Origin of the sequence: Paenibacillus baekrokdamisoli (assembly GCF_003945345.1) — a bacterium.
In the GTDB taxonomy this organism is placed as follows: domain Bacteria; phylum Bacillota; class Bacilli; order Paenibacillales; family Paenibacillaceae; genus Paenibacillus_Z; species Paenibacillus_Z baekrokdamisoli.
The window spans coordinates 5543918-5570583 of the sequence record NZ_AP019308.1; the positions used below are offsets into that span (position 1 = coordinate 5543918).

Annotated in this window: 26 protein-coding genes and 1 pseudogene; 12 read left to right on the forward strand and 15 right to left on the reverse strand. The window is 43.8% G+C overall.

Going from position 1 to position 26666, the window contains the following annotated elements; all coding sequences use genetic code 11:
* Positions 1–150 precede the first annotated feature (150 nt).
* Positions 151–1077, forward strand: a complete 927-nt coding sequence (locus tag EKN16_RS24395) for an alpha/beta hydrolase (RefSeq protein WP_232015996.1) — start codon at positions 151–153, stop codon at positions 1075–1077.
* Between the two features lie 100 nt (positions 1078–1177).
* On the opposite strand, the gene EKN16_RS24400 is transcribed toward EKN16_RS24395, so the two are convergent.
* From EKN16_RS24400 to EKN16_RS24425, 6 genes are all read right to left on the reverse strand, one after another.
* Entirely contained in the window at positions 1178–1282 is a 105-nt protein-coding gene (locus EKN16_RS24400) for a topoisomerase DNA-binding C4 zinc finger domain-containing protein (protein ID WP_125666623.1), read from the reverse strand.
* A gap of 69 nt (positions 1283–1351) precedes the next feature.
* Entirely contained in the window at positions 1352–2119 is a 768-nt protein-coding gene (locus tag EKN16_RS24405) for an ABC transporter permease (protein ID WP_125663200.1), read from the reverse strand.
* Positions 2120–2881, reverse strand: a complete 762-nt coding sequence (locus EKN16_RS24410; protein ID WP_125663202.1) for an ABC transporter ATP-binding protein — start codon at positions 2879–2881, stop codon at positions 2120–2122.
* A 13-nt stretch (positions 2882–2894) separates the two neighbouring features.
* Positions 2895–3761, reverse strand: coding sequence for a pentapeptide repeat-containing protein (locus EKN16_RS24415; protein ID WP_125663204.1), 867 nt, complete (start codon positions 3759–3761; stop codon positions 2895–2897).
* Positions 3762–3775: 14 nt separating this feature from the next.
* Positions 3776–4105 carry a PadR family transcriptional regulator gene (locus tag EKN16_RS24420; protein WP_125663206.1) on the reverse strand — a complete coding sequence of 110 codons (330 nt, stop codon included), beginning with the start codon at positions 4103–4105 and terminating at the stop codon, positions 3776–3778.
* Between the two features lie 455 nt (positions 4106–4560).
* Complete coding sequence (locus EKN16_RS24425) at positions 4561–5373, reverse strand: hypothetical protein (RefSeq protein WP_125663208.1); 813 nt, start codon at positions 5371–5373, stop codon at positions 4561–4563.
* A gap of 273 nt (positions 5374–5646) precedes the next feature.
* On the opposite strand from EKN16_RS24425, the gene EKN16_RS24430 reads away from it, so the two are divergent.
* Positions 5647–6606, forward strand: a complete 960-nt coding sequence (locus EKN16_RS24430) for an AraC family transcriptional regulator (RefSeq protein ID WP_197719106.1) — start codon at positions 5647–5649, stop codon at positions 6604–6606.
* A 63-nt stretch (positions 6607–6669) separates the two neighbouring features.
* Here the strand turns inward: EKN16_RS24430 and EKN16_RS24435 are convergent, their stop codons facing one another.
* The 7 genes and pseudogenes from EKN16_RS24435 to EKN16_RS24465 all read right to left on the reverse strand — a co-directional run bounded on the left by EKN16_RS24435 (position 6670) and on the right by EKN16_RS24465 (position 12205).
* Positions 6670–7590 (reverse strand): NAD(P)/FAD-dependent oxidoreductase, encoded by a 921-nt coding sequence (locus EKN16_RS24435; protein ID WP_125666627.1) that lies wholly within the window; start codon positions 7588–7590, stop codon positions 6670–6672.
* A gap of 202 nt (positions 7591–7792) precedes the next feature.
* Positions 7793–8860, reverse strand: coding sequence for a HAMP domain-containing sensor histidine kinase (locus EKN16_RS24440; RefSeq protein WP_232015997.1), 1068 nt, complete (start codon positions 8858–8860; stop codon positions 7793–7795).
* A pseudogene (locus tag EKN16_RS24445) lies at positions 8850–8969 on the reverse strand (winged helix-turn-helix domain-containing protein); the annotation flags it as partial. The gene EKN16_RS24440 and the pseudogene EKN16_RS24445, both read right to left, overlap by 11 nt.
* 86 nt (positions 8970–9055) lie before the next feature.
* Entirely contained in the window at positions 9056–10006 is a 951-nt protein-coding gene (locus EKN16_RS24450) for a TRM11 family SAM-dependent methyltransferase (RefSeq protein WP_125663210.1), read from the reverse strand.
* A 144-nt stretch (positions 10007–10150) separates the two neighbouring features.
* Entirely contained in the window at positions 10151–10444 is a 294-nt protein-coding gene (locus EKN16_RS24455) for an HAD family hydrolase (protein WP_125663212.1), read from the reverse strand.
* Between the two features lie 74 nt (positions 10445–10518).
* Positions 10519–11046 (reverse strand): hypothetical protein, encoded by a 528-nt coding sequence (locus EKN16_RS24460; RefSeq protein ID WP_183530665.1) that lies wholly within the window; start codon positions 11044–11046, stop codon positions 10519–10521.
* Between the two features lie 352 nt (positions 11047–11398).
* Positions 11399–12205, reverse strand: coding sequence for an aminoglycoside adenylyltransferase domain-containing protein (locus EKN16_RS24465; RefSeq protein WP_164522980.1), 807 nt, complete (start codon positions 12203–12205; stop codon positions 11399–11401).
* Positions 12206–12578: 373 nt separating this feature from the next.
* Here EKN16_RS24465 and EKN16_RS24470 point away from each other — a divergent pair, with 373 nt between their 5' ends.
* Together EKN16_RS24470 and EKN16_RS24475 are read left to right on the forward strand one after the other, a co-directional pair.
* The gene (locus tag EKN16_RS24470; protein WP_125666631.1) at positions 12579–14321 is read left to right on the forward strand and encodes an ABC transporter ATP-binding protein; all 1743 of its coding nucleotides are present in this window, start codon (positions 12579–12581) and stop codon (positions 14319–14321) included.
* Between the two features lie 427 nt (positions 14322–14748).
* Positions 14749–16506, forward strand: coding sequence for an ABC transporter ATP-binding protein (locus EKN16_RS24475; protein ID WP_125663218.1), 1758 nt, complete (start codon positions 14749–14751; stop codon positions 16504–16506).
* A 153-nt stretch (positions 16507–16659) separates the two neighbouring features.
* On the opposite strand, the gene EKN16_RS24480 is transcribed toward EKN16_RS24475, so the two are convergent.
* Positions 16660–17562, reverse strand: coding sequence for a DMT family transporter (locus tag EKN16_RS24480; protein ID WP_125663220.1), 903 nt, complete (start codon positions 17560–17562; stop codon positions 16660–16662).
* A 27-nt stretch (positions 17563–17589) separates the two neighbouring features.
* Positions 17590–18516 carry a DMT family transporter gene (locus EKN16_RS24485; RefSeq protein WP_125663222.1) on the reverse strand — a complete coding sequence of 309 codons (927 nt, stop codon included), beginning with the start codon at positions 18514–18516 and terminating at the stop codon, positions 17590–17592.
* Between the two features lie 459 nt (positions 18517–18975).
* Between EKN16_RS24485 and EKN16_RS24495 the strand changes: the two genes are divergently transcribed.
* The 8 genes from EKN16_RS24495 (at position 18976) to EKN16_RS24530 (ending at position 26579) form a co-directional block, all read left to right on the forward strand.
* A complete protein-coding gene (locus EKN16_RS24495) occupies positions 18976–20322 on the forward strand; it encodes a spore germination protein (RefSeq protein WP_125663224.1) in 1347 nt (448 codons plus the stop codon).
* On the forward strand, positions 20315–21376 hold the full coding sequence (locus EKN16_RS24500; protein ID WP_125663226.1) for a GerAB/ArcD/ProY family transporter: 1062 nt from the start codon (positions 20315–20317) through the stop codon (positions 21374–21376). Before EKN16_RS24495 ends, EKN16_RS24500 begins: the two co-directional genes overlap by 8 nt.
* Positions 21373–22467 carry a Ger(x)C family spore germination protein gene (locus EKN16_RS24505; protein WP_125663228.1) on the forward strand — a complete coding sequence of 365 codons (1095 nt, stop codon included), beginning with the start codon at positions 21373–21375 and terminating at the stop codon, positions 22465–22467. Before EKN16_RS24500 ends, EKN16_RS24505 begins: the two co-directional genes overlap by 4 nt.
* A gap of 114 nt (positions 22468–22581) precedes the next feature.
* Positions 22582–23529, forward strand: a complete 948-nt coding sequence (locus tag EKN16_RS24510; protein WP_125663230.1) for a helix-turn-helix transcriptional regulator — start codon at positions 22582–22584, stop codon at positions 23527–23529.
* Between the two features lie 55 nt (positions 23530–23584).
* On the forward strand, positions 23585–24067 hold the full coding sequence (locus EKN16_RS24515) for a GyrI-like domain-containing protein (protein WP_125663233.1): 483 nt from the start codon (positions 23585–23587) through the stop codon (positions 24065–24067).
* 465 nt (positions 24068–24532) lie between these two features.
* A complete protein-coding gene (locus EKN16_RS24520; protein ID WP_125663235.1) occupies positions 24533–24901 on the forward strand; it encodes an XRE family transcriptional regulator in 369 nt (122 codons plus the stop codon).
* Between the two features lie 15 nt (positions 24902–24916).
* Positions 24917–25747: a hypothetical protein gene (locus tag EKN16_RS24525; protein WP_125663237.1), complete on the forward strand. Its 831-nt coding sequence runs from the start codon at positions 24917–24919 to the stop codon at positions 25745–25747.
* A complete protein-coding gene (locus EKN16_RS24530) occupies positions 25731–26579 on the forward strand; it encodes a hypothetical protein (protein WP_125663239.1) in 849 nt (282 codons plus the stop codon). Before EKN16_RS24525 ends, EKN16_RS24530 begins: the two co-directional genes overlap by 17 nt.
* Positions 26580–26666 lie beyond the last annotated feature (87 nt).

Below are 26666 nucleotides of genomic sequence, written 5' to 3' on the forward strand. Positions count from 1 at the left end.
TCAAGCGTTTCGGAACAAGCAGCACACGGGTTATCCATAACTCTGCTTGAATTCAGCCTAACTGATTACAGAAGAAGCACCGTACTCCGCCTAGGGGGCGGTGCTTTTGTATAACGATCGCCACCTTCCAAGTAAAGGATGCGGGGAACAATGAAAGTAATCGCCTGTACGGGTATTGTTGTCCTTATAATGATCGTGCTCTTCTCCATTAGTTTGTATTTTTACCATGTTGCAGTGAAACGAGCGAATAAGAGCTTTTTGACGCATAATCCGGATTTGGAACTCAAATCCATCCCACAGCGACGTGAAATATGGAAGAAAGATCCTGGTTTCGAAGAGATAACGATTACATCGGAGGATGGCTTGAAGCTGCAGGGCTACTGGCTGGAGGCTGCAATGCCCACTTCGAAGACGGTCATTCTCTCCCATGGGTATTCGGGTAAAGCACGCGATATGGATCTATTAGCCAAGCTGTATCATGAGCAATGTGGTTATCATGTGTTAATGCCGGATGCAAGAGGGCATGGGCGTAGTGAAGGCGGCTACATTGGGTTTGGCTGGAGGGAACGTAAGGATTACGTGCAATGGGTTAAGGCTATCATGGAGAAAAAAGGTTCTCATTCACAAATTGTGCTTCATGGGGTGTCGATGGGTGGAGCAACTGTATGCATGACGAGTGGCGAAGCACTTCCCAGCAATGTGAAAGCGATTATATCCGATTGCTCCTATACCTCTGTCCTTGCGCAGCTCACTTATCAGTTGAAGAGAATGTATCGTCTACCCGCATTTCCGTTGGTGTACTGTACAAGTCTGCTGACACGAATGAGAGCGGGGTATTTTTTCTCTGAAGCTTCGGCGCTGGAGCAGGTCAAGAAGTCAAGGACACCGATGCTGTTTATACATGGTGAGGACGATACCTTCGTACCGTTCAAAATGGTCAAGGAGCTCTATGCAGCATGCAGCAGCGAGAAGGAACTCTATACTGTGCCAGGCGCTGGTCACGGACTCGCATATAGTGTTGATCCGGGTAAGTATACCAAGAAGGTTGAAGCGTTTCTGGGGAAATATGTTGGCTAGCTGAATGCACTATCTTAAGAGTGGATAGCTCCTGCCGTATGAAGAAGGAGACTGCAAAAATGAGTCGTAAGGCAAAATAAAAAGCACCACTTGGGGTGCTTTAAGCTGAGCTGATATTTCGGCACTTGGGAAACACACTGCATCCGTAGAATTCATACGTAGACCCTTTCCTTAGAACCACATTACTGCCACAGCGCGAGCAGATACGTTCTACCTGCCTATTCTACAGGACTGTCTTCTCTGTTGTTTAATACAGAAAAAGCTGTCCTTTTTTTCACACCCGCTTTTTATACACCCACATTGCAAAGAAATATGCTACGAGCAAAATCCCGACGCACCACGCAAGCGCGACCCATATATCATTGCCCACCGGCTGACCTGACAGTAGCGCACGAATGGCTTCCACTATCGAGGTCACCGGCTGGTTTTCGGCAAAGGCGCGAACGACCGACGGCATCGACTCGGTTGGCACAAACGCCGAGCTGATAAACGGCAGGAAGATAATCGGGTAGGAAAAGGCGCTTGCGCCATCGACCGTTTTTGCGGTCAGTCCAGCAATTGCTGCGACCCAAGTTAATGCCAGCGTAAACAGCGCGAGTATGCCGGCTACTGCAAGCCATGACAATATCCCCGCCGGCGAACGAAAGCCCATAATCAACGCTACGAGAATGATGACGAGAACCGATATGGCGTTGGATACCAGCGAGGTCAGCACATGCCCCCACAGTAAGGTGGAACGTGAAATCGGCATGGTGTGAAACCGCTCGAATATGCCTCGTTGCACATCCGTAAACAAGCGGAAAGCCGTGTAGGATATGCCGCTAGCAATAGCAATCAGTAGTATACCGGGCAACAGGTAATTCACATAGTTATCCGTTCCGGTTTGAATTGCACCGCCGAACACATAGACGAACAGCAACATCATCGCGATCGGCATGATGGTGACCGTGACGATGGTGTCCATACTGCGGAAAATATGGCGCATGGAACGTCCAAGCATAACGCCCATATCGCTGAAAAAGTGTTTCTTTGCCGCCTCCATTTACTTTCCCTCCTTTTTGCCGATGATTGCGAGGAATATCTCCTCCAATGTCGGCTGTTTTTCAACATACTCCACCTTTGCGGATGGGAACAGCTTTTTTAGCTCCGAGAGCGTGCCGCTGGCGATAATCCTACCCTCGTGCAGAATGGCAATTCGGTCGGCAAGCTGCTCAGCCTCCTCCAAATACTGCGTGGTTAGGAGTACCGTCGTGCCGCCGTCGGCAAGCTCCTTGACAATCTTCCAAACCTCGATGCGCGCCTCGGGGTCAAGCCCAGTGGTCGGCTCGTCGAGGAAAATGATCTGCGGTTTCCCCACAAGGCTCAAGGCGATGTCGAGCCTGCGGCGCATACCACCCGAATAAGTAGACGCCCTGCGGTCGGCGGCGTCTGTCAAGCCGAAGCGTTTAAGCAAGTCGTCCGCAACCTGACGCGGATTTTTGAGGTATCGTAGCTTGGCAATCATGATAAGATTTTCCCGTCCGGTCAAAATTTCGTCCACGGCGGCAAATTGCCCGGTCAGACTGATCGCCTGCCGCACATTCTCGGGTTTTGACGCAACATCGAATCCGTTTACCGTGGCGGTTCCGCTGTCTTGTTTGAGCAGCGTGGTGAGGATTTTGACAACCGTTGTCTTGCCCGCCCCGTTGGAGCCGAGTAGGGCGAAAATACTGCCCTTTTCCACCTCGAAATCAACGCCCTTTAGGACTTGATGCTGCTTGTAGGACTTTTGCAGTCCAATGACTTGAATCGAATTATTTTGCATAACTTCCCCCTCCTTATCGAACAGTAACCTTGGACAAATCGGCCCCCATGCCTTTAAGCGCAGCATAGGTCAGCTTATCCATGACTGCGCCGTCAAAGCAAATGGTTTTGATGGAACGGTAATACTTATTGGTCAACGAAAAAAACGCCTGAAAAGACACATTCTTGAGTGTCGCGCCCTTAAACGAAACTTCGTTCAGTGCCGCCTTGTCAAACTTGACGCCGATAAAGGTTTGCCCGTCAAAACACAGCCCTCCCAGATCGGAAGATTTGAACTCCACGCCGTCAAAGATACAGTTTTCAAAGATTGTTTTTCTAAGGTCGGTCATGGAGAACGTGACGTCGGTCAGTTTTACACCTGTGAATTTTGCTCCGTCCAGTCCCGACTTGCTGAAGTTAGTGCGTACAAGGATCGATTGATTGAAGCTTACATTCGCAAGGTCAAGGGCGGATAGGCTGCAGTCAGTCAGATTTGCGCCATCAAAATTGGCTTCACGTACGTCGCTGCTCTTAAACGAGCTGCCGGTCAAGTCTGCGCCCGCAAAGTCGGAACCGCGTAACGCGCTAGCATTAAATTGTCCTTTATGCGCAATAACGCCCGCAAAGTCGCTCTTTGGCAGGTTGCTCGCGCTAAAGTTTGTCAGCACCTGCCGCTCCAGCGAGCGGGAGAGGTTGGTGACCTCCAGTATCGTTTGCTCGATGTCGCCGATGCTCTCAATGGTCATCTTAAACGCTGTTTCATCGTCTTTGCCCTCGGCTTTGAGTTCACGGTATCGCTCCTGCAAATCGGAGAGCAGGTCGGCCTTTAATTCGGTGACGCTTTTTACCCCATCGTATGGCGTGAAAACGCCGTTCAAATAGTTCGTCAATTTCTGATTCATCTCATCAAATCTCCTTATAATAAATTTTCTAGCACGCGCTTAGAATACTCCCAATTGCTTTTGTTGCGGGCGTAAGCACCCTTGCCCTTTTCGGTAATCCTAAAATACTTGCGTCGTCCGCCCTGAGATTCATCGCCCCAATACCACTCGATATCGCCGTCTATCTCAAGCCGCCGGACGCTGGAGTACATCGTGGCTTCCTTTAATTCATACTCGCCGCCCGAGCGCTCGGCAATCAGCTTGACAATCTCGTACCCGTAGCGGTCAGCTTCGGATAAGAGCCGTAAAATCATCGTATCGGTATGTCCGCGAAGCAAGTCGGATGTAATTTTGTTCTCGCTCATGTAATCACCTCCGTATTTGTATAATACGACATACTACTATGACTGTCAAGGTAGTATTTTAAGTTAAGTACTTTGTTTGAAAAGTAAGATATAAATTCATAACGGTATCTAACGGATTCATTCTCTTTTTCGAGCTTTCGTGGAGTAGTTTCTGCGCACATGAAACCAGCCAGTGTAAAGAACATAAATATACCGATGCCCACTCCGACTTATACATCGGTGTAGGCATCGGTATGAATAAACCGCTGGCAAAGGCATCACCCGTGATCTGGAGATTAATCGGGTGTCCATTGATACCCTCGGCTTTCCATGTTTTAGAGCCTTATTATTAAATGATATATCTAGGTATTCTGGGAAGGACATATGTCCTCAGCTTGCCAAATTGGAAGGGAAATAAAAAACCACATGGCGTATCAAGATACGTCGTGCGGTTCCTTGTTAATTGGAGATTCTTCTTATAATGGAGATGTATACCGTGCGCCATGCGCGACAGGTACGAGCTGGTCCTTCTGCTGCTTGAGAACGTAAAGGGAGCTGCCTTCGGCTCCGAACCACTCTAAGCCAAGCGCATAGCCTTGCTTCGAATGAGCGGCGAACATGAAACGAAAGTGCTCAGGAAGAATCTCTCCACCATCGTCAACCCGCCAAGTCGAATAGTGATCTTTATCAATTTCACCCGGTAAATCATGATACAGGATGCCGCTTGGGGAAACGAGGACGATACTGGCTAACGCATGTTTCCCCTTAGGCTGAAACTCTACGAGTGCAATTGAGGTTTCCTTGCCGATCTTTGCGATTAATCCCTGTCTAACCACTTTTCTCTGATAGTGCTTAGTGATTTTCTTCACGACTTTATCGGTTAATTGACCTTTGGCTGGCGATGGGGCAAACGTATAAAAGGTATAGCCTTGGAAGGCCCCCTTCTTGGCGACGACACAGCTCTGATTATCGTCTGCTCTTCCTTTGTTCACGCCGAATATTGCGCCTTCATCCTGTAAGAAGTTTTGTGCTGTATTTCGCCCCGTGCTGTCTGCACCCATTTTCTGTGTTTTCTCATAGCTGATTGTGAGGACATGGCCAGGCTGGCAGTAAGCTTCTGTGTATGCTGCAGGTTTATCATCGGTTGTTTGTGAGACGTTCAAATGTTGCCCCGTCTGATTAGCATAAGCAAATGTCAATGGAACACTTTCCGTCGTTCCTGCGGCGGAAGCTAGTGACTGGCCCATTAGGGTCATCACACCCGCGAGCAGTAACAGTTTCTTTAGCATAATTACATCTCCTTTTCCCATTTTGCGATTGGATCGTTATAACCAGCAATCACTACGACGTTATAATATAAATAAATGTTCCAATTTTTTGAAATTTTATTTTGAGCGAGCCGAATCCCAAATGGAGGGGGCGAACGTTAGTATCTCCGCGTTAACGGTTAGTTCGTTGAGCATAACCGAACGCTTGTACCTCCGCGTTAACGGTTAGTTCGTTGAACATAACCGAACGCTAATATACCTCCGCGTTAACGGTTAGTTCGTAACATAGCAAGTTTGGAACAGATTACCTTTGGTGGGGATGCTACAATCAAGTTACCGATCGGGAGGTGGAGCGCTATAGCTTACATCGAGAGTTATCAGAAGAGTATTGATTATATTGAGGAGCATCTCAAGGAACGAATAACCGTAGAGTGTCTGGCCGAGATCGCAGGCTTCTCCGCGTATCATTATTATCGACTATTTAATGCTTACGTTGGGATGCCGGTGATGGAGTACGTCCGTAGAAGACGGCTTGAACATGCGGTAACTGAATTATCCGGAAGCAAACGCATTATAGATATTGCGATGGAATATGGGTTTGAGTCCCATAGCGGATTTGGCAAAGCATTTCGTAAAGTGTACGGTTGCTCGCCAGAGCAATATCGCATTCACGCAACTGGCAACATCCCAAGCAAAGTGGATCTTATGCTGTTAAAACAATTTAATTTATCAGGAGGCATTATTCTGGAACCTAAAATCATAACCAAACCAAGCTTCAAGGTAATTGGATACGCCCTAGAAACAACGTTAGAAGACAATCGAAGGAAGCGGGATATTCCGGCTTTTTGGGACCATTTTAATGTGGAGGGACTTGAAGCGAAGCTGTATGAAATGATTCAGCCCAAGGAACATGGCGAGTTCTGTATCTGTTTCCCACCTGACATGGAGACAGGCAAGTTCACCTATGTGATCGCGGTAAAGACGGATTCCTTTGAAGGCGCGCCGGAGTATCTGTATCAAGGTGAAGTACCGGAGGCGACCTACGCGGTATTCACAACGCCGCCCGCGGACTATAATGACAAGGGATTTGTTCAGGCAATTGAGGGGACGTGGAGATTTATTTTCGAGAAATGGTTCCCAACCTCCGGTTATGAGTTTGCGTCTGACAAAGTGGATTTTGAGTTTTATGATGAGCGGTGTCATCCCCAAATTGGCGCTGTAATGGAGATTTATATTCCTATAGTAAAGTCGTAGAGTTTAAGCAAAGCTCGGTGGATGCTAACCTAGATCCGCCGTTTTTGCTTTAGGATCGTCCTCTTATCCATTTCTACGCTCCAGAAGTGCTTTATGTATCCAGATGGCGGCTTGGGAGCCTTCTCCCATAGCAATTGTAACTTGTTCCGAATGAACAGCGACATCGCCAGCTGCCCACAAGTTTGGAATACTAGTCATTTTGCTGCGAGGATGGGTCAAAATATGCATATTCTCGTGGAGATGAGCGCCGAGCTGATCGGCCAAAGTAGATCGAACCTCGTTCCCTCCGAAGGCCAAAAAGGCTCTCTCTGCATCTATTCGAAGGCCATCTTGCATCACAACGCTTTGAATCGAGCCTCTTGCAGCTAAAATGTGCTGGATATGCGCCTTTAAATAGCCGATCCCTGCATTCTCCAATGCATCCAAAAGCTCTGAGCTGACCGATTTCACCGTATGCTCGTGGTTGATATACAGCAAATAACTCGTCCAAGCACGAAGCGTAAGCGCCATGTTGGCTCCAGTATCACCCGAGCCTAGAACGAGCGTCGCGCGATCTTTCACCTTGAAGCCGTCGCAATCCGGACAGACAAATACGGTGAGCCCCAAGCATTCCCGTAAGCCTGGAAGTTCGGGGAATCGGTCCATGACCCCTGTTGCTAGCAAAAGCGTAGCTGCCTCATAAGTTGAGTTATCTTTGTCCCCATGGATGAGAAAGGATCCATCTTGCATCGATTGAGCGTTTATTACCTTATCCTGCGTGAACTGTACGCCGTAAGATGAAGCTTGGTTCATGCCGATTCTCCTCAGATCCATCCCTGAGACACCCTCTGGGTAACCGAGCAGGTTTCGATAGCTTAAGCAAATCGAAGAGCGGCCATCCGAAGAATCGATGACCAGCACACTGTGCATAGCGTACCTGCCTAGCTGGATAGCGGCTTGAAGCCCCGCAATGCCTCCGCCAATAATAATGCAATCAAAGCGCATTCCGATCCCCCCATTCTCTCTACCACAGATCTCATTAATTTCGCCAACTTCTAATGAAGTATGCATGTGAGCAGCAGATTTTCACGAACAGGTATTCAAGCTCCTTATTTGATAAAATAATCATAGAACAAATACCTTATGAAATTTGAGAGTGGGCTGGACAAACATGAATCCGCTAATGGAGCAGTTTGGCGATATCGACCTATGGGGATAGAACTAAAGAATTTCTGAAGGGGACCGTAATTATAAAGACGAAAATCCCGTCATTATGTGTAAGCGTTACCGTTCCTTCGTGCAGTTCAACAATGCTTCTGGTGATCGAAAGACCTAAACCGGTACCCGTTTGGATATCTTCGCTGCGCCGCGAGTGATCGCCTTTATAAAAACGGTCAAAAAGTTTTTCCTCTTGATCTTTTGTGATGGGTGTTCCTTCATTTTCGACCGTAATGTAAAAAAACTGTTCATCCGTTTTCATGGAGATGCGGATTGTGCCCGGCTTAATGGAATACTTGAGCGCATTCATCAGCAAATTATCGATGGCTCTCGCGAATTTTTCGTTATCAATTGCCGTAACAACAGCGGTATTGCCCATATCTTTGTCAATGGATGCTCTGTTTTCCAGAGCAATAGGCTCGAATTCAAAGATCATTTGGTTAAGCAGCTGATGAACATCAATTTGTTTCAGGTTTAATTTAATGCTGCTAGATGTAAGACGAGTGTATTCAAACAAATCATCTATGAGCTTTTTTAAATGAATGGCTTTGCTATATGTGTTTTGAACAAATCGTTCATACTCATTCTGATCTTTAAATGAACTAGTTCTTAATAAATCTAAGTAACCAATGATGCTCGTAAGGGGCGTGCGCAAGTCATGGGATACACCTGTTATTAGGTCCATCTTGGATTTTTCAATCTTCCGCTCTCTTTGAATCTGTCGATCTAATCGTTCAGTCATCGCATTAATGCTTAGTGCTACTCGCCCAAGTTCATCTTCTCGCAGTATAGGTACGCGGTAATCCAAATTTCCTTCTGAAATGATATGGAGTCCATCTGCTAAAGCAATGAGGTATCTGACCACGCGGCCGGTTAGCAAATAAAAAGAAAAGATGAATGTAGCCACAAAAAAAATAGTCGGCACATAAGTTTGATTAAAATTCGAGACGACAAACATGGAAACAACTGCAATAATAAAACTAAAAACAAACGCCCAAAACATCTCGACCCGGATGCTTTTTTTACCGCTTATCAGGCGAAATAGTTTATTTATCAATTTTATATCCCACTCCCCAAACCGTTTTGATATATTGTGGTTTTCTTGGATGTTCCTCCATTCTATCACGCAGGATATGCACCATGACCGTGTTATCGGAATTCAAGTAGCCGGGCAGCGCTGCATGACAACCTGGTGTGTAAAGAAGAACAATGAAGAAGAGCGGTAGCCTAGGGGCTATCGCTCTGTCCTCATCTACGTACAAACAAGAATTTGCCGAGAGAAATTCCCTTTCTTTGCTATACAACGATCTGTAATGGTGAAGCCAGCGCTTGCAACTCTGTCATCAATCGTTTCGATCGTAATGATGATAACCTTGCTGGCGATCCGGCGAGCATGCTGAAGAATTGAATCCTGCTCTGCTGTTGTACTCGTCGAGAACAGGTTATAAGGCATATCAATGATCGCTACATCATAAGTGCTTGTTATATCCTCAATCGCACCCAATGTGACCTCGCATTCGAAGCCGAAATGGGCAATATTCTCACGAGCACCGCGGGCGATGAACGGATTGATATCGCGTCCGACGATGTCGATGCCCATAGAGAGGGCTTCTACAAGCACAGTCCCAATTCCGCAGCAAGGATCAATGACTTTAATTCCTGTTGGATCAGGAACAGCAATATTGGCAGCTGCTCTAGCTATTCGTGTCGTGAGGGCAATGGAATAGTTACGCGGCTTCTGCATGTGATGAAACCAAGTGGCCTTGTTCTTATGATAATTACCGAAGTACCAGCGTCCACCCAAGGGAACAATGCCGAAGAGCAGCTCCGGACTTTGAATGTCCGCCTCGCCTTCAATGCGCAGCCCAATCTCCCGCTCAATTCCACGGCGGTTCACATATACGACTTTGTCTGTTATATCCAAGTCATTGGTTTTGATGAATAAAACTCTGAACGTCGCATCCCCTACCTGTACTTGATCGACCTGGTCATAAATCTCCTCCAGCGTGTCTCCTTCGTACATGACATCAATTCGCTCGCGAATAAAGGGGCTTCGGCTCGGATCAATCTGGATCGTGCTTTTAAAAATTTGCTGAGAAGCCTCGAACCCAAAGAAAGAACGCATCTCCAAATCGCATAAGGAAACCTCGTCCTTACGACAGGCATACGTATATATAAATGCCGGTTTTCGGCTAGTATCCAATCTAGTCCCATCCTCTGTTTCATAGTATAACGTCCTCTCAAACCATAGCGGTTATTAGGAAAAAAAGCAAAGATGAGCATTATTAAAGATCGACTACTGGCATTGCATTCAACTTACACGGTGCATTATTTTTTCCTAGCAAATTTAATAATCCATACAATTACTACAATGACCATAATCATTGTTAGAAGTTGAATGATGGCCGTATTTAAGTGGAAATCCATATTTCAGCCTCCATAAATGAAATCCTAAAAAGATTGGGGGGTGTCGAAAATATAATCTGGTGAACTTTGCTATGGGCTTCCCCACAAGCTGCTCAAGCTCCTCAGTGGTCGCCTCCCGACCTAATATCGTGCGGAAGCCCAATCTATTGGCTTCGGTCGCCAATTTCTCGCTATCCTGAATCGTACCGTCCAGATCAAATAAAATACATTTCATATGACTCTCTGTTCTCCTTTCAATGCAATTGATCCTCGATAGCTTTTCTGTGTCTTTGGGGCGAATTGCGTGGATTATAATTGTTTAATAACGATTAATATTTCGCTTTTTGTAAAGATTTTCACCCTATATTTTTTATGGATATTCACTTCTTCTATTTCTCTTATTAACTGGAATCCTCCGAGATCTGTATCAACATGATCAAATCCTTTAGAATTATGCTCGATATTGTTTATAATAACTTCACGAGTTATTGGACCACGATTAGAATCAATAATGTTATTTATTATGCCATTGACTGACCAAAACAACAGACATAAAAACAGTAGACCCCCAAAGAATTTAATTGAAAATATTTCTAATGCTTTGTTAACATTCTTTAAATTTGACTTCATCATGGATGGAATAAAAGTTGTTATAAACAGCATTAAAAAATGAATAGGAACCTCACCTAGTAAAACACTACGCTCATCGGTTGAGAGAAAGTATCTAATATAGGATTCAACGAGCAAGCAAAGAATAATTAGACAAATTCTTATTAAATTGATTCTTTTTGTAAACCACTTCGGTCTTCGATAAAAATTAATTGGAGAGTTTATCAAATTAAGATCCCCTTTAATGGAGTGAGGGCCAAAAAGTGGCCCGAAGTGAAAACACGATTTATGGATTGGACTGGCTTTTGGCTTGAGAGTATTTTACCATAATCAGGAATTATGAGTTCTAAATTTATTTGCTCTTCAAGATCAGTCTAATTACGGATAGCTGACTGTCAAAGCAAAAAAGGCTGCCAGTTGGCAGCGATTAGCATAAGAGGTGCGAGAGGTACTTTTCCTTTATCCTATAAGTCGCTCGATTAAATGGTCCACTTCGTCTACCCAGCTCGCTTTTGTTTCTCTCTGGGAACAAATAAGTCGATATGATTATCCTCGCGAAAATAAAAAATCATGCAGCACCTCACGTTGTACGTAGTTGATATTTTTCATTACAAAGATCAATGATATGAAGTACAAAACGCAGTGTGTGGAGAGCACGTTCCTCGATGGATTCAAAGCCCATCTCAAGCTCCGAGCCTTCTCTAATTCGCAGGGCTTCATTAATGAGCGAGTGCCATTCATTTGTCATGACAGCTAACAGATAATAACCGCCTTGTTCTTTTGTAATCATTTCTTTATTTTGCAGCGTATAGAGAATACGACCGAGTGTTAGAACGGTATCTACAACCCAATCATCCTGCAAGAAGATGGTATAATCCTTCACTTTATCCGTCCAGTAGCTGTGCAGGTTATATTTCATAGCAAGAAGAAGATCGTCCCAATCCACTTGTATGTTTATTTCGTTAACATCCGGTCCAAGAACGGAAATGCCATGGTACTTGGTAATCCACAGAGAAGTAGGATCAATCCATCCATTCCTCAGCCCCATATATTCCCCGTAGAAATAGTTAGGATAGAGTTCCTGCGGTTTTTTAATTGTCTTATCAAGATGGCCTAGGGTGGTGTATTGTCCTTCCATTACCATATAGTACTCGTGTTTTTGCTTGAGCTCCTCATGAATATCCCGAATGATCGAAAGTTCACCTGCTGTTAATTCATGGTTTACTACAATGAGGAAATCAATATCACTCCGTTTCTTGTTAAACCCGCGAAGGGCAATGGATCCTTGAAGATAGAAGCCCAATACAGCATTGGGCAGCTTGGATTGAAGCAAATCCTTAAAATCACTAATCAGAGGCTGGATTTCAGTTGGAATCCTTGCGTTCATTATGTATTCCTCCTTGATCATAAAGTTTTTATAGACGTGGAGATTACCGTTACTTGTAAAGCAAGCATAAATGAACCTTTCAGATAGAAATAGAGAAAGTTCTAGATGGTTTCTTTCTTATTTAGCAAATGGCATTTGTATATCACATCCTTATCATGCAGATATAGTGGATAATCAGAACGTGGGAACAGTAGGAGCAAAGATGGCCGACATTTGCCTAGTGCGGAGCCACCTTCTTTGCTTATTTTTGTGAGCTACCAGCTTAAGTGGCGGGGCCAATACCGTTTCTTTTTTTTGTGACATGGACTTGTGCAGGAACTAACTGTAAAATCAGAATTGTGCCTATTTTAATGGGAGGAAGGGGTGTTTGAAGTTGTCTTTTGTTATTCGGTTAAAATGGTTTTTTCAACAAAGATGGGGCAGCTATGTGTTGGCAATTAGTTTCATGTCAGCTGTTAGCGTATTAACAACGATACCGCCCAAATTGATCGGCAATACGATTGATCATATTCGTAAAGGGGATTTGACAGCCTCAGGCTTGAACAATACCGTTCTACTGCTCGTAGGTCTTTCCTTGCTGTTATATGGAATGGTGTATGTATGGATTACGACCTTGTTCGGTAACTCTGCACTGGTGGAGAAGCTGCTGAGAGGGCGATTGCTCGCGCATTTGACGAGAATGACACCCGCGTTCTTCCAGCGTAATAGTACAGGGCAGCTTATGGCGCTTGCCACCAATGATATCTTAGCCATTGGGCAAACGTCCGGTTATGGTGTTATGACTCTTGTGAATACGCTGGTTGGCGCTTCGGTTGTCATTATCATGATGGTTTCCTTTATTAGCTTCAAATTGATGTTAGCCGCGCTCATTCCGCTGCCTTTTCTAGTGTTGGTAATTAGCAAGTTAGGGAAAAAAGTGCGTACCCGGTTTCTTGCGGCTCAAGCTTCCTTCGGCAAAATGAATGAGCATGCACTGGAGTCGATCTCCGGCATCCGCGTCATTCGTTCTTATGTACAGGAGAATCATGACCTTCATGCTTTTGATGCGATGACCACCGAGGTTATGGATAAGAACAAACGGGTATCCATCTTGAATGCACTCTTCCAGCCAATCATTTCATTGATTGTTGGCGTCAGCTACTCGATTGGCATTGGTTATGGCGCCTATCTTGTTTTTCACAATAAAATTACGCTAGGTCAGCTGATTTCCTTTAACATTTATCTAGGCATGCTGATTTGGCCGATGATTTCCTTCGGTGAGTTTATTAACGTCCTTCAACGCGGAAGCGCATCAGCAGACCGCCTTGAAACAGCACTTACTCAGAAAGCGGATTTGGAAGATGCGGCATCGCCTATTGCGATAGATCTGCCTACCTCTATAGAAATGAAGGGGTTAACCTTCACTTATCCGACCGCTAATCAGTCTAGTCTGGATCACATTTCCTTCCGATTAGAACGAGGGGAGACGCTGGGGATTGTCGGTAGAACGGGAAGCGGGAAGAGCACGCTGCTCAAGCAGCTGCTCCGTCAATATCCGGTTGAACGCGACAAGCTCCTCATATCCGATATTCCCGTTGAGCAAATTGCCATCGATCAAATGAAACGTTGGGTGGCCTACGTTCCTCAGGAGCATTTGCTGTTGTCCAAGTCGATTCGCGATAATATCGCGCTCGGTAAGCCAGGAGCCACGCCAGAGGAAATTGCTCGGGCAGTCGAAATGGCAGCTTTCACGCAGGATATTGATCAAATGCCGGAGGGGCTGGAGACGATTGTCGGTGAAAATGGCGTCATGCTGTCCGGTGGGCAAAAGCAGCGATTAGCGATCGCACGCGCGCTGCTCATTGACTCCGAAATTCTGCTGCTGGACGACTCCTTGTCTGCGGTGGATGCACGTACGGAGAGCCGCATCCTGCATCATATCCGATTAGAGCGTGCGGGCAAGACGACTTTGATCTCAACGCATCGCCTCTCCGCCGTCAGCCATGCCAATTGGATTCTGGTCCTCAGTGAAGGACGGATTCTGGAAGAAGGCACGCATGATGACCTGATGCTCTTCGGTGGCTGGTACAAGGAGCAATGGGACCATCAGCAAATGGAAGCGAGTCTTGAGGAGTAGATTGGTGTAACAAAAACTTAGCCTATGTTTCTGGGCTCTAAACCATAATCAGTGGTTGTCATTACGAAAAACATAGCGCAGCGGGCGGAATCGTTCTGAAGAAGCGATAGCGTTCGCCTTTGTCTCCTGATTTCTACCCTAAGGGATAGAATCAAAGAAATAAGGAGACAACAGCGATCGTAAGAATGATCCGTCCGCGCAGCGGGCTTTTACGCACCATGCTGCAAATTTAGGCAGAGCCGCGCAAAAACTTAGCATATGCTTTCGAAGCAGTTTTCGCTTAAGGATACCAAGAACCACGGTATCCCTAGGCAGAGCCGCGCAAAAACTTAGCCTATGCTTTCGAAGTAGTTTTTGCTTAAGGATACCAAGAACCATGGTATCCCTAGGCAGAGCCACGCAAAAACTTTTAGGAGGGCATAACCAAATGGTATCCAAGCCGTCCACGACGAGACGATTACTCGCGTATGCGCTCGTCTATAAATTCCGAATTATCGGCTCGCTGCTCATTCTTTGCTGTGCGGTAGGCGCCGAGCTCGGCGGACCTTATATTACAAAGACCATTATCGATAAGCATTTGTCTGGTGGAGGGAATGATATCGCAGCCGTGCTTTGGCTGCTTGCCCTGTATATGGGACTTCTCCTTATCGCCAGTATCAGCAATTTCACGCAAGCCTACATGCTGCAATCCACGGCGCTTCAAATTATTAAGAATATGCGGATGGACCTCATGCGGCATATTCAGCGTATACCGCTGCGGTACTTCGATAATACGCCGATTGGACAGGTAGTTTCGAGAATCGCGAATGATACGGAAGCTGTTCGGGATCTGTTCATGAGCTTCATGGCAACCTTCGTCGTAAGCTTGGTACAGCTATCCGGTATTTTCATAGCGCTGTTTATCTTGGATGCAAGGCTCGCGCTATTTTCCTTACTGCTGCCGCCCTTGTTCGCTGTTATTATGGTTATTCATCTCAAGTACTCGAAGATCTACATCACCATTATGCGTGCCCGGCTTAGTGATATGAATGCGATGATTAATGAATCGATTGTCGTCATGCCGATCATTCAAGCCTTCCGCAGGGAGAAAGTGACGCTGGATGAGTTCGAAGTGCTCAATGAGGATCGGTATGTTAATCAAATTAAGCAATTCCGGATCTTTTCCTTATCATCCCGGAATATCGTAGGTACCATAGGAAGCTTGGTCACCGCCTATGTTATCTGGTATTTTGGCCGGAACTCTCTGCAAACGGTCATTTCGTATGGTGTGTTTTACGCGTTCATTGATTATTTGGGGCGGATTTTTCAGCCCATCATTGGGATCTTTGATCAATTGACGAATGCGCAGCGTGCGTTTGTTTCTGCGGAAAAGGTGTTTGCCATTATGGATTTGGAAGGCGCTGAGGTCGAGGAAACTACGGATGTGGTGAAGCCGGATGGTATCGTGAAATTCGACAACGTAACGTTTGCCTATAAAGCAGGTGACAATGTACTGAAGGGCATTTCCTTCGAAGTCCGCAAGGGCGAGACGGTTGCGTTAGTGGGTCATACCGGATCGGGTAAGAGCTCGATCATTAATCTGCTGCTCGGTTTCTATGAACCAGATCAAGGTCTAATTACGATTGATGGTCGGGATATCTCGACATTCTCGAAGCAAGCGCTGCGCAAACATATGGGGATTGTTCTTCAAGATCCCTACTTGTTCGCCGGAGATATCAAATTCAACGTAAGTCTCTATAACAAAGAGATTTCACTAGATCAGGTCAAAAGGGCACTTCAAGATGTGGGCGCGGCAACCTTCATCGAGCAGCTGCCTAATGGGTATGACGAGCAGGTGGTGGAACGCGGAAGCACGCTGTCCTCGGGTCAGCGGCAGTTGATTTCTTTTGCCAGAGCATTAGCATTTGATCCGTCTATTCTCATCTTGGATGAGGCAACTGCGAGCATTGACAGTGAGACGGAAGGCTTGATCCAGCAAGCGCTGCAGGTGGTTAGTGAAGGCCGAACGACCTTAGTCATCGCGCATCGACTGTCTACCATTCGGGATGCAGATCAGATTCTTGTCCTGCATCGCGGAGAGATTGTGGAGCGAGGCAACCATGATGCGCTTATGGCGATGGAAGGTCGATACTACAAGATGTATCAGCTTCAAAAAGGGGAGAAAGCGGCTCCTTCGGCTCACTGAGAGTAATCAGGGAAGAAACTTGCTTCACCGCCAAGGACGGCGATAGCCGGTTAATTAATTAACTAAAACAGGCTGCCGTCGCCCGGCAGCCTGTTGTGCTATTCCGCTTTATTTATTCCCTATTCTCATAGGTATGGGTATAGTCCTTGGGAATCAAGTTGAATTCCCTTTACGCAAGTTGATCCCGCCTATTCCTAAAGAAATAAAAATAATAAATAGTGATACATTATCCATTAGGGACAAATGCTCATTTAGAAATAATGTTCCCAGAATAACTCCGAAAAGAGGAACCAAGTAATTGTTGAGCGATGTAAATATAGCACCCGTTCTGTTGATAAGGATGTTGTAGAGCATATAGACAATACCTGCGTGGAAAACGCCAAGAATGATTAGGGCAATCCACTGCTGAGAACGTAAATTTACTTCCATAGGATTTTCAAATATAAAGGCCAAAGGAATCAATAAAACCGCTGCAATCGACAACACATTCCTCATAGCTATAATAGGTGAAATTGAAGGCAGTCGGTTTAATAAAATTAACGATCCGGCGAAGCTAAGTGCAGCCCCTAAAACAGCTAATATCCCCAATACATTGAGATTGATTGCTTTAAAAGAAATATCCGGTGCGATTAAGAGTAGAATTCCAATAAATCCGAATATAACACTAATCCATTTTAAGGCGTTTATTTTTTCTTTCTTAACAAAAACAGCTGCCAACAAAATGGTGAAAATAGGCACCGTCCCCATGAGAATAGCCGTCAGACTGCTAGTGATCCGCTGCTGCCCCCAACCGATTAAGAAAAAAGGAATCACGGCTTCCAATAATGCAATCCAAAGATAAATCAACCATCGTTTATTAAACGGATTAGACTTGTTCTGGCTAGATCGATTCTTAACAAAGAAGGATAGAACACCTAAAGTGGCTGCGCCGAAAAGGGCCTTATATGCAGCCAGCGTAAGTGGCTGTATGTTGTCGATAACGATTTTTACAAAGAAAAATTGAGAACCCCAGATTAATCCGATTCCAAGTAACAATATATAGTTTGTCCAGCGCATAGCTGTAGGCTCCTATTCGAGTTACTTCTATTTCTCCTTCAGCATAGTTTGCTTATTCTTCTTGAAATTAACCTGGGTACTAATAACACCGCCGATAATCAGAATGGCACCAATAATATGAAAATAATGAAGCTGCTCATTCAAAAATAATACCCCGGCAACCATAGTCATTAAAGTAGCTAAATTACTGAAGACACTCATTTGTGAGGCTTTCAGGATGGATAAAGCATAATTGGATAGCAATGCTGTACCAAAAGACGAAAGAACCCCTAAAAATAGAATAGACAGTACAAAGCTGGAGTTAGTAAAGGGTTGAAAAAAGCTGGTTAATGTATTCGCCGCCTGATGTTGAACGAGCGCAGCGGCATTGAACGCAATAAAGCCGATTAGCAGCATGACATAGGTTAGTTCGTACAAGGAATACTTCTTGGTAAGCTTTCTGGCGAGCACATTGTAACTGGCAGCCGATATGGCCGACAGGAGAATAAGAATGGAGCCAATAAAGCTTGAACCGGTCAAATTAAAGCCTTTCATGGCAAAAATATATACAACCCCGACTGTTGATATAAAGGTAGCCAGCTTTTGTTGAAGCGTTGAAGTCTCGCCTAACAAAAATGAGGCTAACACTAAAGTGAAAACTGGAATACTGGCTTGAATAATTCCTGCTTCAGAGGAAGAAGAAAAGGTGAGCCCAAAGACTTGAAATGCAAAAAAAATGGTTGGATAGAGGAGAGCCAGCGGCAATATGGAAAGAAAATCCTTCCACTTCATAGTGAATTTGACTTTTTTCATCAGGAGCGGGATAGAAGCTGCAAGTAAGGCTAGAGTGAACCGGTGAGCTAATGTATCGATTGGGCTGGCTGCTGTCAGGGCTACTTTTACAAACATGAATGAGAACCCAATGATGATCGTATAGAGCAGCGCCGCGGTATACGCTTTTTGTGTTGATGACATCGGAAAACCTCCATTGTTGTCGTTCGACTTTATCGTTATCGTAACCGTCGACGGAAATTGTTACAATGTAAAAAAACCATAACTGTACCGGTACAAGAGGTACAGACATTTTAATTTATCAGACAGAAGATGGGAAAACCAAAATAGATGTTAAACTTGATAGCGGCACTGTTTGGATGAGTCATAAGGCGATTGCAGAATTGTATCAGAGGAAGCAACTATTCGGAAAGACCGAATAGTTCAAAATGAAGGGAAGCGTGAAGTGGAACGAGATGTAGAGCCTCAGAGAAGAGGTTTTACCGTAAAATTACAGCTATCTATTGGCTATCCATTGTTTATGATTCGCAGTTGAATTCAATTGAATTCGGCGCTTCACAAGTAAAGTTTATTTCTGGGAAAGCTTTACAAGATATGCATGAAAAATGGGAAGCAATCACAAGATAAAGACGAGGTGGGATAATGACTTTGTCTTGTGAACCGACGAACCAATTACATATAAAGCAAATATTCGAGGGCAGTGACGATTTCATCTATGCGGAAACAGTATTGAATAAGAAAAAAATACATATTTGTTATTTGCAATCCTTAGTTAGCTTAAAGGATACGTTGGATTTGTTAGTGAATCAGCTGAGTCATGCGGATAAGGATATGGATCCGGCTCAGTATATTGTTTTGTCCTATAATGCTAGAGCGAATTTGTCGTTGGACGAGCTCGTTGAATCCTTATTGCAGGGCATGCTGATTATTTTCCAACCGGATGGGATAGAGAATGTGGTTTTTGAACCGCTGCATCCGAAAATTACCAGAAATATCATGGAAGCTCAAAACGAGAATCCAATTCAATCCTCACTGGATGCTTTTACGGAAGATATGAATATGAACGTTGGTCTGGTGCGCAGTAAACTGAGAACAAAAAACTTGGTCATTCAATCCCATTCCTTAGGGAGCGATTACCCGCGTGAATTATCGGTTCTCTATTTAAAAGACCAAGCTAATCCGAAGATGGTTGAGCTCATCTCGGATTGTTTGAATGAGAATAAAATGATGGATATATCTGATGTTCAGCGTTTGCTAAAAGCATTAAAGCAGCCTAGCTTCAGTCTCATACCAACCTATGTTACTTCCGAACTTCCCTCAGCGACGAAGCATTACCTGCAGGATGGACGAGTCGTGATTATATTGGATCATTTTCCGTTTGCAATTTCGTTTCCTGCGATTGTGACGGATTTCTGGGCGGTGAAGACGGATCAAGACCATCCGCTCCCTTTTATGATTCTATACCGAATCATCCGTATTATTGCTTTATTAGTAGCGATCTCCATGCCTGGCTTGTATGTAGTCCTCAATGCTGTAAATCCGGAGCTCCTGCGAATTCAACTTGCGGTGTCTATTACGGATTCCAGGGAAGGGGTTCCTTATCCGGTTCTAGTTGAAGTGATGCTCATGCTGATCATCATTGAAATGGTAATCGAAGCGAGCATTCGGCTTCCTAAGAGCATCGGTCCAACGATCACAATGGTAGGCGGCATTGTTCTTGGAGAAGCGGTAGTTCAGGCCAGACTGATGAGTAATTTTTTGATTATCATCGTGGCGGTTACAACCATTGCTCATTTTACATTGGGTACTTATATGAATTCACTTTCGATTCGCTTATATAAATATGTAGTGATTGTTTTCTGCGCTTTATATGGCATTTTAGGTTTAATGGCCTCCCTCGTACTTCTTTGTTTCTATTTGGGGAGCATTTCGACCTTTTCCATCCCTTATTTGAGCTTGACTGCAAAAAGAGGGAAATCCAATGAATAAATATTTGGTTTTGATTTTGTTTTTTCTCGTCCACCTTTCTTTTTTATTCTATATGTATCCGGTGAATATTATCGAATCGTCAACCAAGGGCTATTGGGAACCGATACTGGTTGGTTTTCTTATGGAGGCCCTTCTGATAGGAGTTTATCTGAAGGGATTATCGGCTTTTCCGCGCAAGGATATCATTGATATATTCACTGGAAAATCGGGGAAATGGCTAGCAAGAGTTCTCCTTACTCCCTTTTTTATTTTCTTATTTGTGAATTTCGGCACCATGCATCGTGTTGAATTTGATTCGGTTAACGTGGTTCTCCTGCCCAAAACCCCTCTGTTATTTATTTTGCTGCTGTATCTTATCCCTCTCTACGCCGCCTGGAAAGGCTTGCAGTCAATTGCTCGCGGTGCGGTGCTACTGTTTGTTTTTGGTGTACCTCTTATTCTTTTTTCCTTAATGAGCAGTATCAAAAATTTTGATTTTCATCAAGTTTTCCCCTTGTTAGATACGCAGATGGCTTTCTTCAGCAAACCAGAATTTTATTCGGCTCTCCTTGCTCACACAGGTTTTTTGTTTCTCGGTATGATTGGTCTTAATAAAAATGCAAGCATGCGGTATTTAATTCCGATCTTAATCGTGATTTTTATTTTTGGGTTAGCTGCAGTTTACGTACCCTTGCTGATTTTTGGCCCCGAGTCGATTATTTATTTGCGCTATCCTGTTGTATTAACTTCGGACACAGTTGATATGGAATGGGTTATCTTTGATTGGCTGCCTACGTTTTTTGTTATTTCCACGATTGCCATCTCTATGGTGGAAGCAGCTATATCACTTTGGATGATGACGACTCTTATGCATAAACTAGCTTTCCCCGCCAAAAGGGGATGGTCAGTTATTATAGTAGGCGCAGCGTTATATGTCTTTAGTGCGATGATTCCCAATACGGATTGGCTGGATCAGCTGACTACATGGAATTCCGTCTTTGGCTTGTACAGTATCGTTGTCATTCCTATCACTGTTTTACTCATGAGTTTAAAGGATAGGAGGGATTCCGCATGATACCTCGCTATGTCGTCCGTATTGGACTCTTTCTATATTGTCTGGGCTGCTTTACAATCCTTACGGGTTGCTGGGATACAAAAGATATTAACAAAAGACTCATGCCTGTTGTCATGGGAATTTGTAAAAAGGAGCAGCAGCCATACAAAATTATTTTGCAGATTCCGAGTCCTCAGATGAAGGGTTCTCAATTCTTGGAGGGTCAAGCGGAAACGATTAATAAGGCAGTTGATGGCATCCGTACAAAGTCTGAAAAAGGTGTCGACCTGCTGCATTTAAGGCTATTTCTAATCTGTGAAGAATTGGCGAAAAAGGATATCGAGAACATTGTCAATTACACGATACAGGCAAATGACATCTCAGTTAAAGGCTTAGTAGGTATTGTGAGAGGCGATTTCGAGAAAATGATGCACCACAAAATTCAAGCCAATCCGGAGCTGTCATCCTATGATTTTTTCAGTGAACAGGCGGGATGGACTCCCAATAATACGATCATACGTTTATGGGAAGTGTATCGCGATATGAATTCGTATACGAGGGATATGGCCATTCCTATCCTCAGTAAAGGAACCGATACCTTATATAATTTCGAGGGTTCTGCGATTATGCGGCGGGACAGAATGGTGGGGGATATTTCTCCAGAGGAAACCTTAATTTATAATACGTTTCAAAGAAAGTATATAGGAGGCACGATAGAGGTTGCGGGACATAGCAGTGTTTTAATTAAGAAGGCAACCATTAGCCACCATGTCAAGTGGACTGCATCAGGACCTAGTATGAAAAGTAGGATGAAATTGAATGTGGTTGTTGCAGAGAATGAAAGGAATTTACCCGACGATGTAATTGCAAAATTGCTTAAAAAGGATATAGAAAAAAAAGCGGCTAAACTGATTAAGAGGCTGCACGAGCAAAAAGCTGATGTCCTTGGCATAGGCCAATATTTCCGAAGAATCATGACGGAGAAGCAGATGAAAAGCTGGAAAAAACAATGGTTTCCGCAAATGGAGCATGAAGTCACAGTGGATATAAATATCCTCGATAATATATATTTCAAGTCTTCCAATAAAATGAAATCGACCCCCGTTTCTTGACAAAGTAGACACGGAGAACCGAGAATGCGATAGAATAAAGCTATCAAAATTCGGACCGTACAGATGATGCCGGTAGACGGAAAACCTGTGGTGCAGCGAGCTAGGGGAGCAATAATGAAAATAGATCGTTTGTTAGCGATGACGGTTCTACTGCTCAATCGTAAACGGGTCAGTGCCAAGGAATTAGCTGACCGCTTTGAAGTTTCAACCAAGACGATTTACCGTGACATGGAAACCTTGAATCAAGCGGGAATCCCCATTGTGGCGCATCAAGGAATATTAGGCGGGTTTGAAATCATGGAGCCCTACACGATAGCCCGCCAATTTCTAACGCTTAATGAAATAACTGCCATTATCGCTGCAGTAAAGGGGATCGCCACTGCGGTGGATGACAGTATGCTAACGAATCTTCTTGATAAGGTTCAGGCGATGCTTAGTAAGATGGACAGAATAGACGCCGAGCAGCAGGGAACAGGAATGGTCTTTGATTTTAACCCATGGGGACAGAGTGCTGCTGCCCGAGAAAAAGTGAATACGTGGAGGCAGGCCATCGAGGAAACGCGCAAGGTAAAGATTCAATACTTAAACATGAACGGCGTGGAGAGTGAGAGAGTTGTTGAGCCGGCTGCGTTAATTATGAAAGGGAATTTGTGGTATCTGCATGCCTACTGCAATTTACGGCAGGATTTTCGAGTGTTTCGGTTATCCCGTGTACAGGATTTGCAGATGTTAACGGAACATTTTGAGCGCCGACCTGCACCGTCATTAGATGGTTACGCATGGGATTCGGAGTGGTCCAAGGATAGCAAACGGGAAGTTATACTTACCTTTCATCCAAAAGTTCGTTATCGCGTCGTGGATTCTTTTCCTCCCGATTGGGTCACCGAGCTAGAGGATGGCTCCGTTCAAGTGAAAGGGGAATTACTGGAGGACGAATGGTTGTATGGTACGCTTCTGAGCTATGGCGATAAGGTCAAAGTCGAACAGCCGACTAGTGTGGTGGAGGAAGTCGTGAGCCGTGCACAAAAAATAATTGAACGATATTCAAACGAAGACAGATAGTTGTCCACTTTTCCAATCTATAATAAGTTCAGATACAAGGAAAAGAGGATGATTCATGAATACCCATATCGTTCAAAAGCCAGAAATAACACTTGTAGGAGTAACTGTACGTACGACAAACGCCGAAGAAGCAGGTCCGAACAGACGCTTGCCGCAGCTTTGGGACACCTACTTTCAGAGTAACCTTGCGCTGCAAACAGATGCCCATAACCCGCATCTCATCTATGGCTTATATACAGACTATGAAAGTGATGCAGCTGGAGCGTACACGACCCTTATTGGGCATGAAGCAGGCGATGCGATGCTTACAGGCGACAACAACTTTGTGCACGCGGTTATACCGGAGAGTAAATATATCGTCTTCACGACTAAAAAGGGTCCCGTATATGAAGTGGTCGCACAAGCGTGGGGAGAAATCTGGGGTTATTTCAAGGAATCGGTGGAGACAAGAACCTATACGGGGGATTTTGAGCTTTACGATTCTCGCAATTTCGATCCTCTCAGCACTGAGGTGCAGATTTATATTGCTATTGAATAGATAGACTGATAAGAATGGGAGCAACAGTATTTTTTGTCTAGTGCATAATCCAAGTCACGGGACATATGGAATGCTGTGTGTTGCTCGTGAAAAAGTAATTTATGGGGCCACATTTACCTAGAAGAATACTGTTGAAGTGAGTTTTGAGAGTTTAAGCACATCAATTGCTTGAAAGAATAAAAAGAGTTGACCATCTATTATCGCTGGTCAACTCTTTTTTCGTCATAATAATTGAGTTCTAGCCTATTTGAAAAATGCCGAGTTATTTGGATAGCGTCATTACCTCTTCTACATAGAAAAGTACAAGCCAATCTGAAACAATCACCTTCAAATACCAAATGTAGAGAATATTTTTTCATCGTTTGGCACATACTAAAAAGTGATTTTACATTGTAAAAATTTATTTTACAACTGTACGCTCAGTAGCATATAATAAAAGAAGGTGAAAAAGAGAGGTGAGAAGCAATGAATTACAATTATTTTGACTACCGTGAATTGATTTCCAAAAACTTGCTTTCTTTCTTGAGGCAAAGTGGCTTTTCCAAATTGTCATTTTCCAAATTGACGGAAATTTCACGACCAACGATTGACCAGATTATAAAGGGTGAAAGTCCAAGTCCGAAACAATACAATTCACAGATCACAAAAATTAATGAGACGTTCCAATTGCCAGACGATTTCTTCATTGTTTTTCAGGATGAACCAACGACAACTTCGCGTTACGCTTACGCTTATTCAGACCATGGTCGAGATGTTGAAAAAAGTCCAAAAACAATGGAACTTCTCAATGCGCTGGATGATATTCTGGACGTTTATTCCCTTTATTTGAAGTAAGGAGGGGCCTGTTTCATGCGAATCACCAGCGAAAACCTGGATCAAACGATCCGCACTAATGAACAAATTGCCAATCAGATTGTAGATCACATTCACTTCATTGAAAAACGCTTAATCAAATGGCAGTCCCTTCCGATTGAGGAGCAAGCTTTTGAGATCTTAAAGGAACATAATTTGATAGAAGTACCGATACCTGATGAAAATTGGGGTGGTGCAATTCGTAAGTTTACGAATAACAAGATGATTCCCATCATTAATACTTATCAACCACGTCTGTATCAATATTTCATTTACTGGCATGAAATTTATCACTTGACTGAACGTGAAGAGATGCAAACTATGCATAAAGATGGTTACGAGATAACAACCGAGTTTGATCTTAACGAGCGAAAAGCGGATTATTTTGCGAGTCAAATGATCTTTGGTAGAACGGATCTTTACGACTTCTTCCACTCATTAAACACGAATGATTTCATTGAGCGAATTGCGCATTGTATGAAGTCCTTTAAAGCCCCGTACAAAGCGATCTTGATTGAATTGTATCAGATCGCCAATAAAAATAATCACATTCAACTGCAGAATGAAATCAAAAAGCATTTTGATCTACGTCTTAAACCAACAGAGTGGGAAATTATCTTCCAAGAAAACGGTTTGGATGATTCTTTGATTAAACCTTCCTTCGTGACGAATATGAATGCGATCATCAAAACAATCCAGGAAGAAATCACAAAACATCCTGATGTCCAGTTCTACAAAGAAAACTTAAACTTAATTAAGGAATGGGAGCTAAAGTACAAAAACGTTCATCGTGAAGCCAAAGGAGCAGGGGATGGGCAACTATCGTGACTTAAGTCAGTCATTACGAGGAATGACAGGGGTAAAGATATTGATTTTGGATACTAACAACATCCAGTTTTATTATCAGCACGAGACAGTATTGCCGAAATCCGAAATTTTTGCTCCATATGATCTTATTCTTATTCCAGGCTGGGTTCAAAATGAATATGGCCATCATGAAGGGAAATCAGAGTATATTCATGCCATTCCCAAACCTTTATTTATTATGGATGAGACTGAGGATTATTTGGAGATGATCGGATACAGCGATGAGCGACTATTAGAACTATTCCGACTTGCCTCTACTGGTTTTCGTGAAGCATTGTGGTTTATTCACACCTGTAAAAAAGATCATCAAATTTTACCTGATACATGGATAGATGATTTTTATGATCAAGGTTTTGAGACAAAGCAAATGCCATCAGGACTGACCACAAAGAAGAATGCTGGTGAAGTTTCAATTGTAACACTGTGTTTCTTGTTGCTGTCTCACTTTAGCAATCATATTTCATCTATTACTTTAGCGTCCAGTGATTATGGTACATACCACCTAAAAGACAAAGTGCTTAGCGAAGCCAATTTACCACTATTACATCTTGGCATTTCGCAAGCGCCGCCAATCTCTTTTCAAAGTACGGACGTCGTAATCTACAACGCATTAAAAACAGGTCTTATCCAGCCTCAACAAATTTACACTTTACGAAATCATACACAACAGCGATCGGTGCTTTATCTCGAAAATTTTTCGGATCGAGATTCAGCCATTCATCATCATCTTGTTGATATTCCGACCTTCATTTCGATCTGCTCCAATCATGAAAAGTATAAAGTGGTTTTTTAGTGTCTGTTTACGGAACATGGATACATAAAGATAGAACCCTCCAAATCAGGAGGGTTTCTTACTGAGCATTGTCTTTAAATTGGTACG

What these genes read in the sequence shown, in the direction of transcription:
- EKN16_RS24395 (WP_232015996.1), top strand. Translation starts at nt 151, where the DNA reads ATGAAAGTAATCGCCTGTACGGGTATTGTTGTCCTTATAATGATCGTG.
- EKN16_RS24405 (WP_125663200.1), bottom strand. Translation starts at nt 2,119, where the DNA reads ATGGAGGCGGCAAAGAAACACTTTTTCAGCGATATGGGCGTTATGCTT.
- EKN16_RS24410 (WP_125663202.1), bottom strand. Translation starts at nt 2,881, where the DNA reads ATGCAAAATAATTCGATTCAAGTCATTGGACTGCAAAAGTCCTACAAG.
- EKN16_RS24415 (WP_125663204.1), bottom strand. Translation starts at nt 3,761, where the DNA reads ATGAATCAGAAATTGACGAACTATTTGAACGGCGTTTTCACGCCATAC.
- EKN16_RS24420 (WP_125663206.1), bottom strand. Translation starts at nt 4,105, where the DNA reads ATGAGCGAGAACAAAATTACATCCGACTTGCTTCGCGGACATACCGAT.
- EKN16_RS24425 (WP_125663208.1), bottom strand. Translation starts at nt 5,373, where the DNA reads ATGCTAAAGAAACTGTTACTGCTCGCGGGTGTGATGACCCTAATGGGC.
- EKN16_RS24435 (WP_125666627.1), bottom strand. Translation starts at nt 7,590, where the DNA reads ATGCGCTTTGATTGCATTATTATTGGCGGAGGCATTGCGGGGCTTCAA.
- EKN16_RS24455 (WP_125663212.1), bottom strand. Translation starts at nt 10,444, where the DNA reads ATGAAATGTATTTTATTTGATCTGGACGGTACGATTCAGGATAGCGAG.
- EKN16_RS24465 (WP_164522980.1), bottom strand. Translation starts at nt 12,205, where the DNA reads ATGAACGCAAGGATTCCAACTGAAATCCAGCCTCTGATTAGTGATTTT.
- EKN16_RS24475 (WP_125663218.1), top strand. Translation starts at nt 14,749, where the DNA reads ATGGTATCCAAGCCGTCCACGACGAGACGATTACTCGCGTATGCGCTC.
- EKN16_RS24480 (WP_125663220.1), bottom strand. Translation starts at nt 17,562, where the DNA reads ATGCGCTGGACAAACTATATATTGTTACTTGGAATCGGATTAATCTGG.
- EKN16_RS24485 (WP_125663222.1), bottom strand. Translation starts at nt 18,516, where the DNA reads ATGTCATCAACACAAAAAGCGTATACCGCGGCGCTGCTCTATACGATC.
- EKN16_RS24495 (WP_125663224.1), top strand. Translation starts at nt 18,976, where the DNA reads ATGACTTTGTCTTGTGAACCGACGAACCAATTACATATAAAGCAAATA.
- EKN16_RS24500 (WP_125663226.1), top strand. Translation starts at nt 20,315, where the DNA reads ATGAATAAATATTTGGTTTTGATTTTGTTTTTTCTCGTCCACCTTTCT.
- EKN16_RS24505 (WP_125663228.1), top strand. Translation starts at nt 21,373, where the DNA reads ATGATACCTCGCTATGTCGTCCGTATTGGACTCTTTCTATATTGTCTG.
- EKN16_RS24510 (WP_125663230.1), top strand. Translation starts at nt 22,582, where the DNA reads ATGAAAATAGATCGTTTGTTAGCGATGACGGTTCTACTGCTCAATCGT.
- EKN16_RS24515 (WP_125663233.1), top strand. Translation starts at nt 23,585, where the DNA reads ATGAATACCCATATCGTTCAAAAGCCAGAAATAACACTTGTAGGAGTA.
- EKN16_RS24520 (WP_125663235.1), top strand. Translation starts at nt 24,533, where the DNA reads ATGAATTACAATTATTTTGACTACCGTGAATTGATTTCCAAAAACTTG.
- EKN16_RS24525 (WP_125663237.1), top strand. Translation starts at nt 24,917, where the DNA reads ATGCGAATCACCAGCGAAAACCTGGATCAAACGATCCGCACTAATGAA.
- EKN16_RS24530 (WP_125663239.1), top strand. Translation starts at nt 25,731, where the DNA reads ATGGGCAACTATCGTGACTTAAGTCAGTCATTACGAGGAATGACAGGG.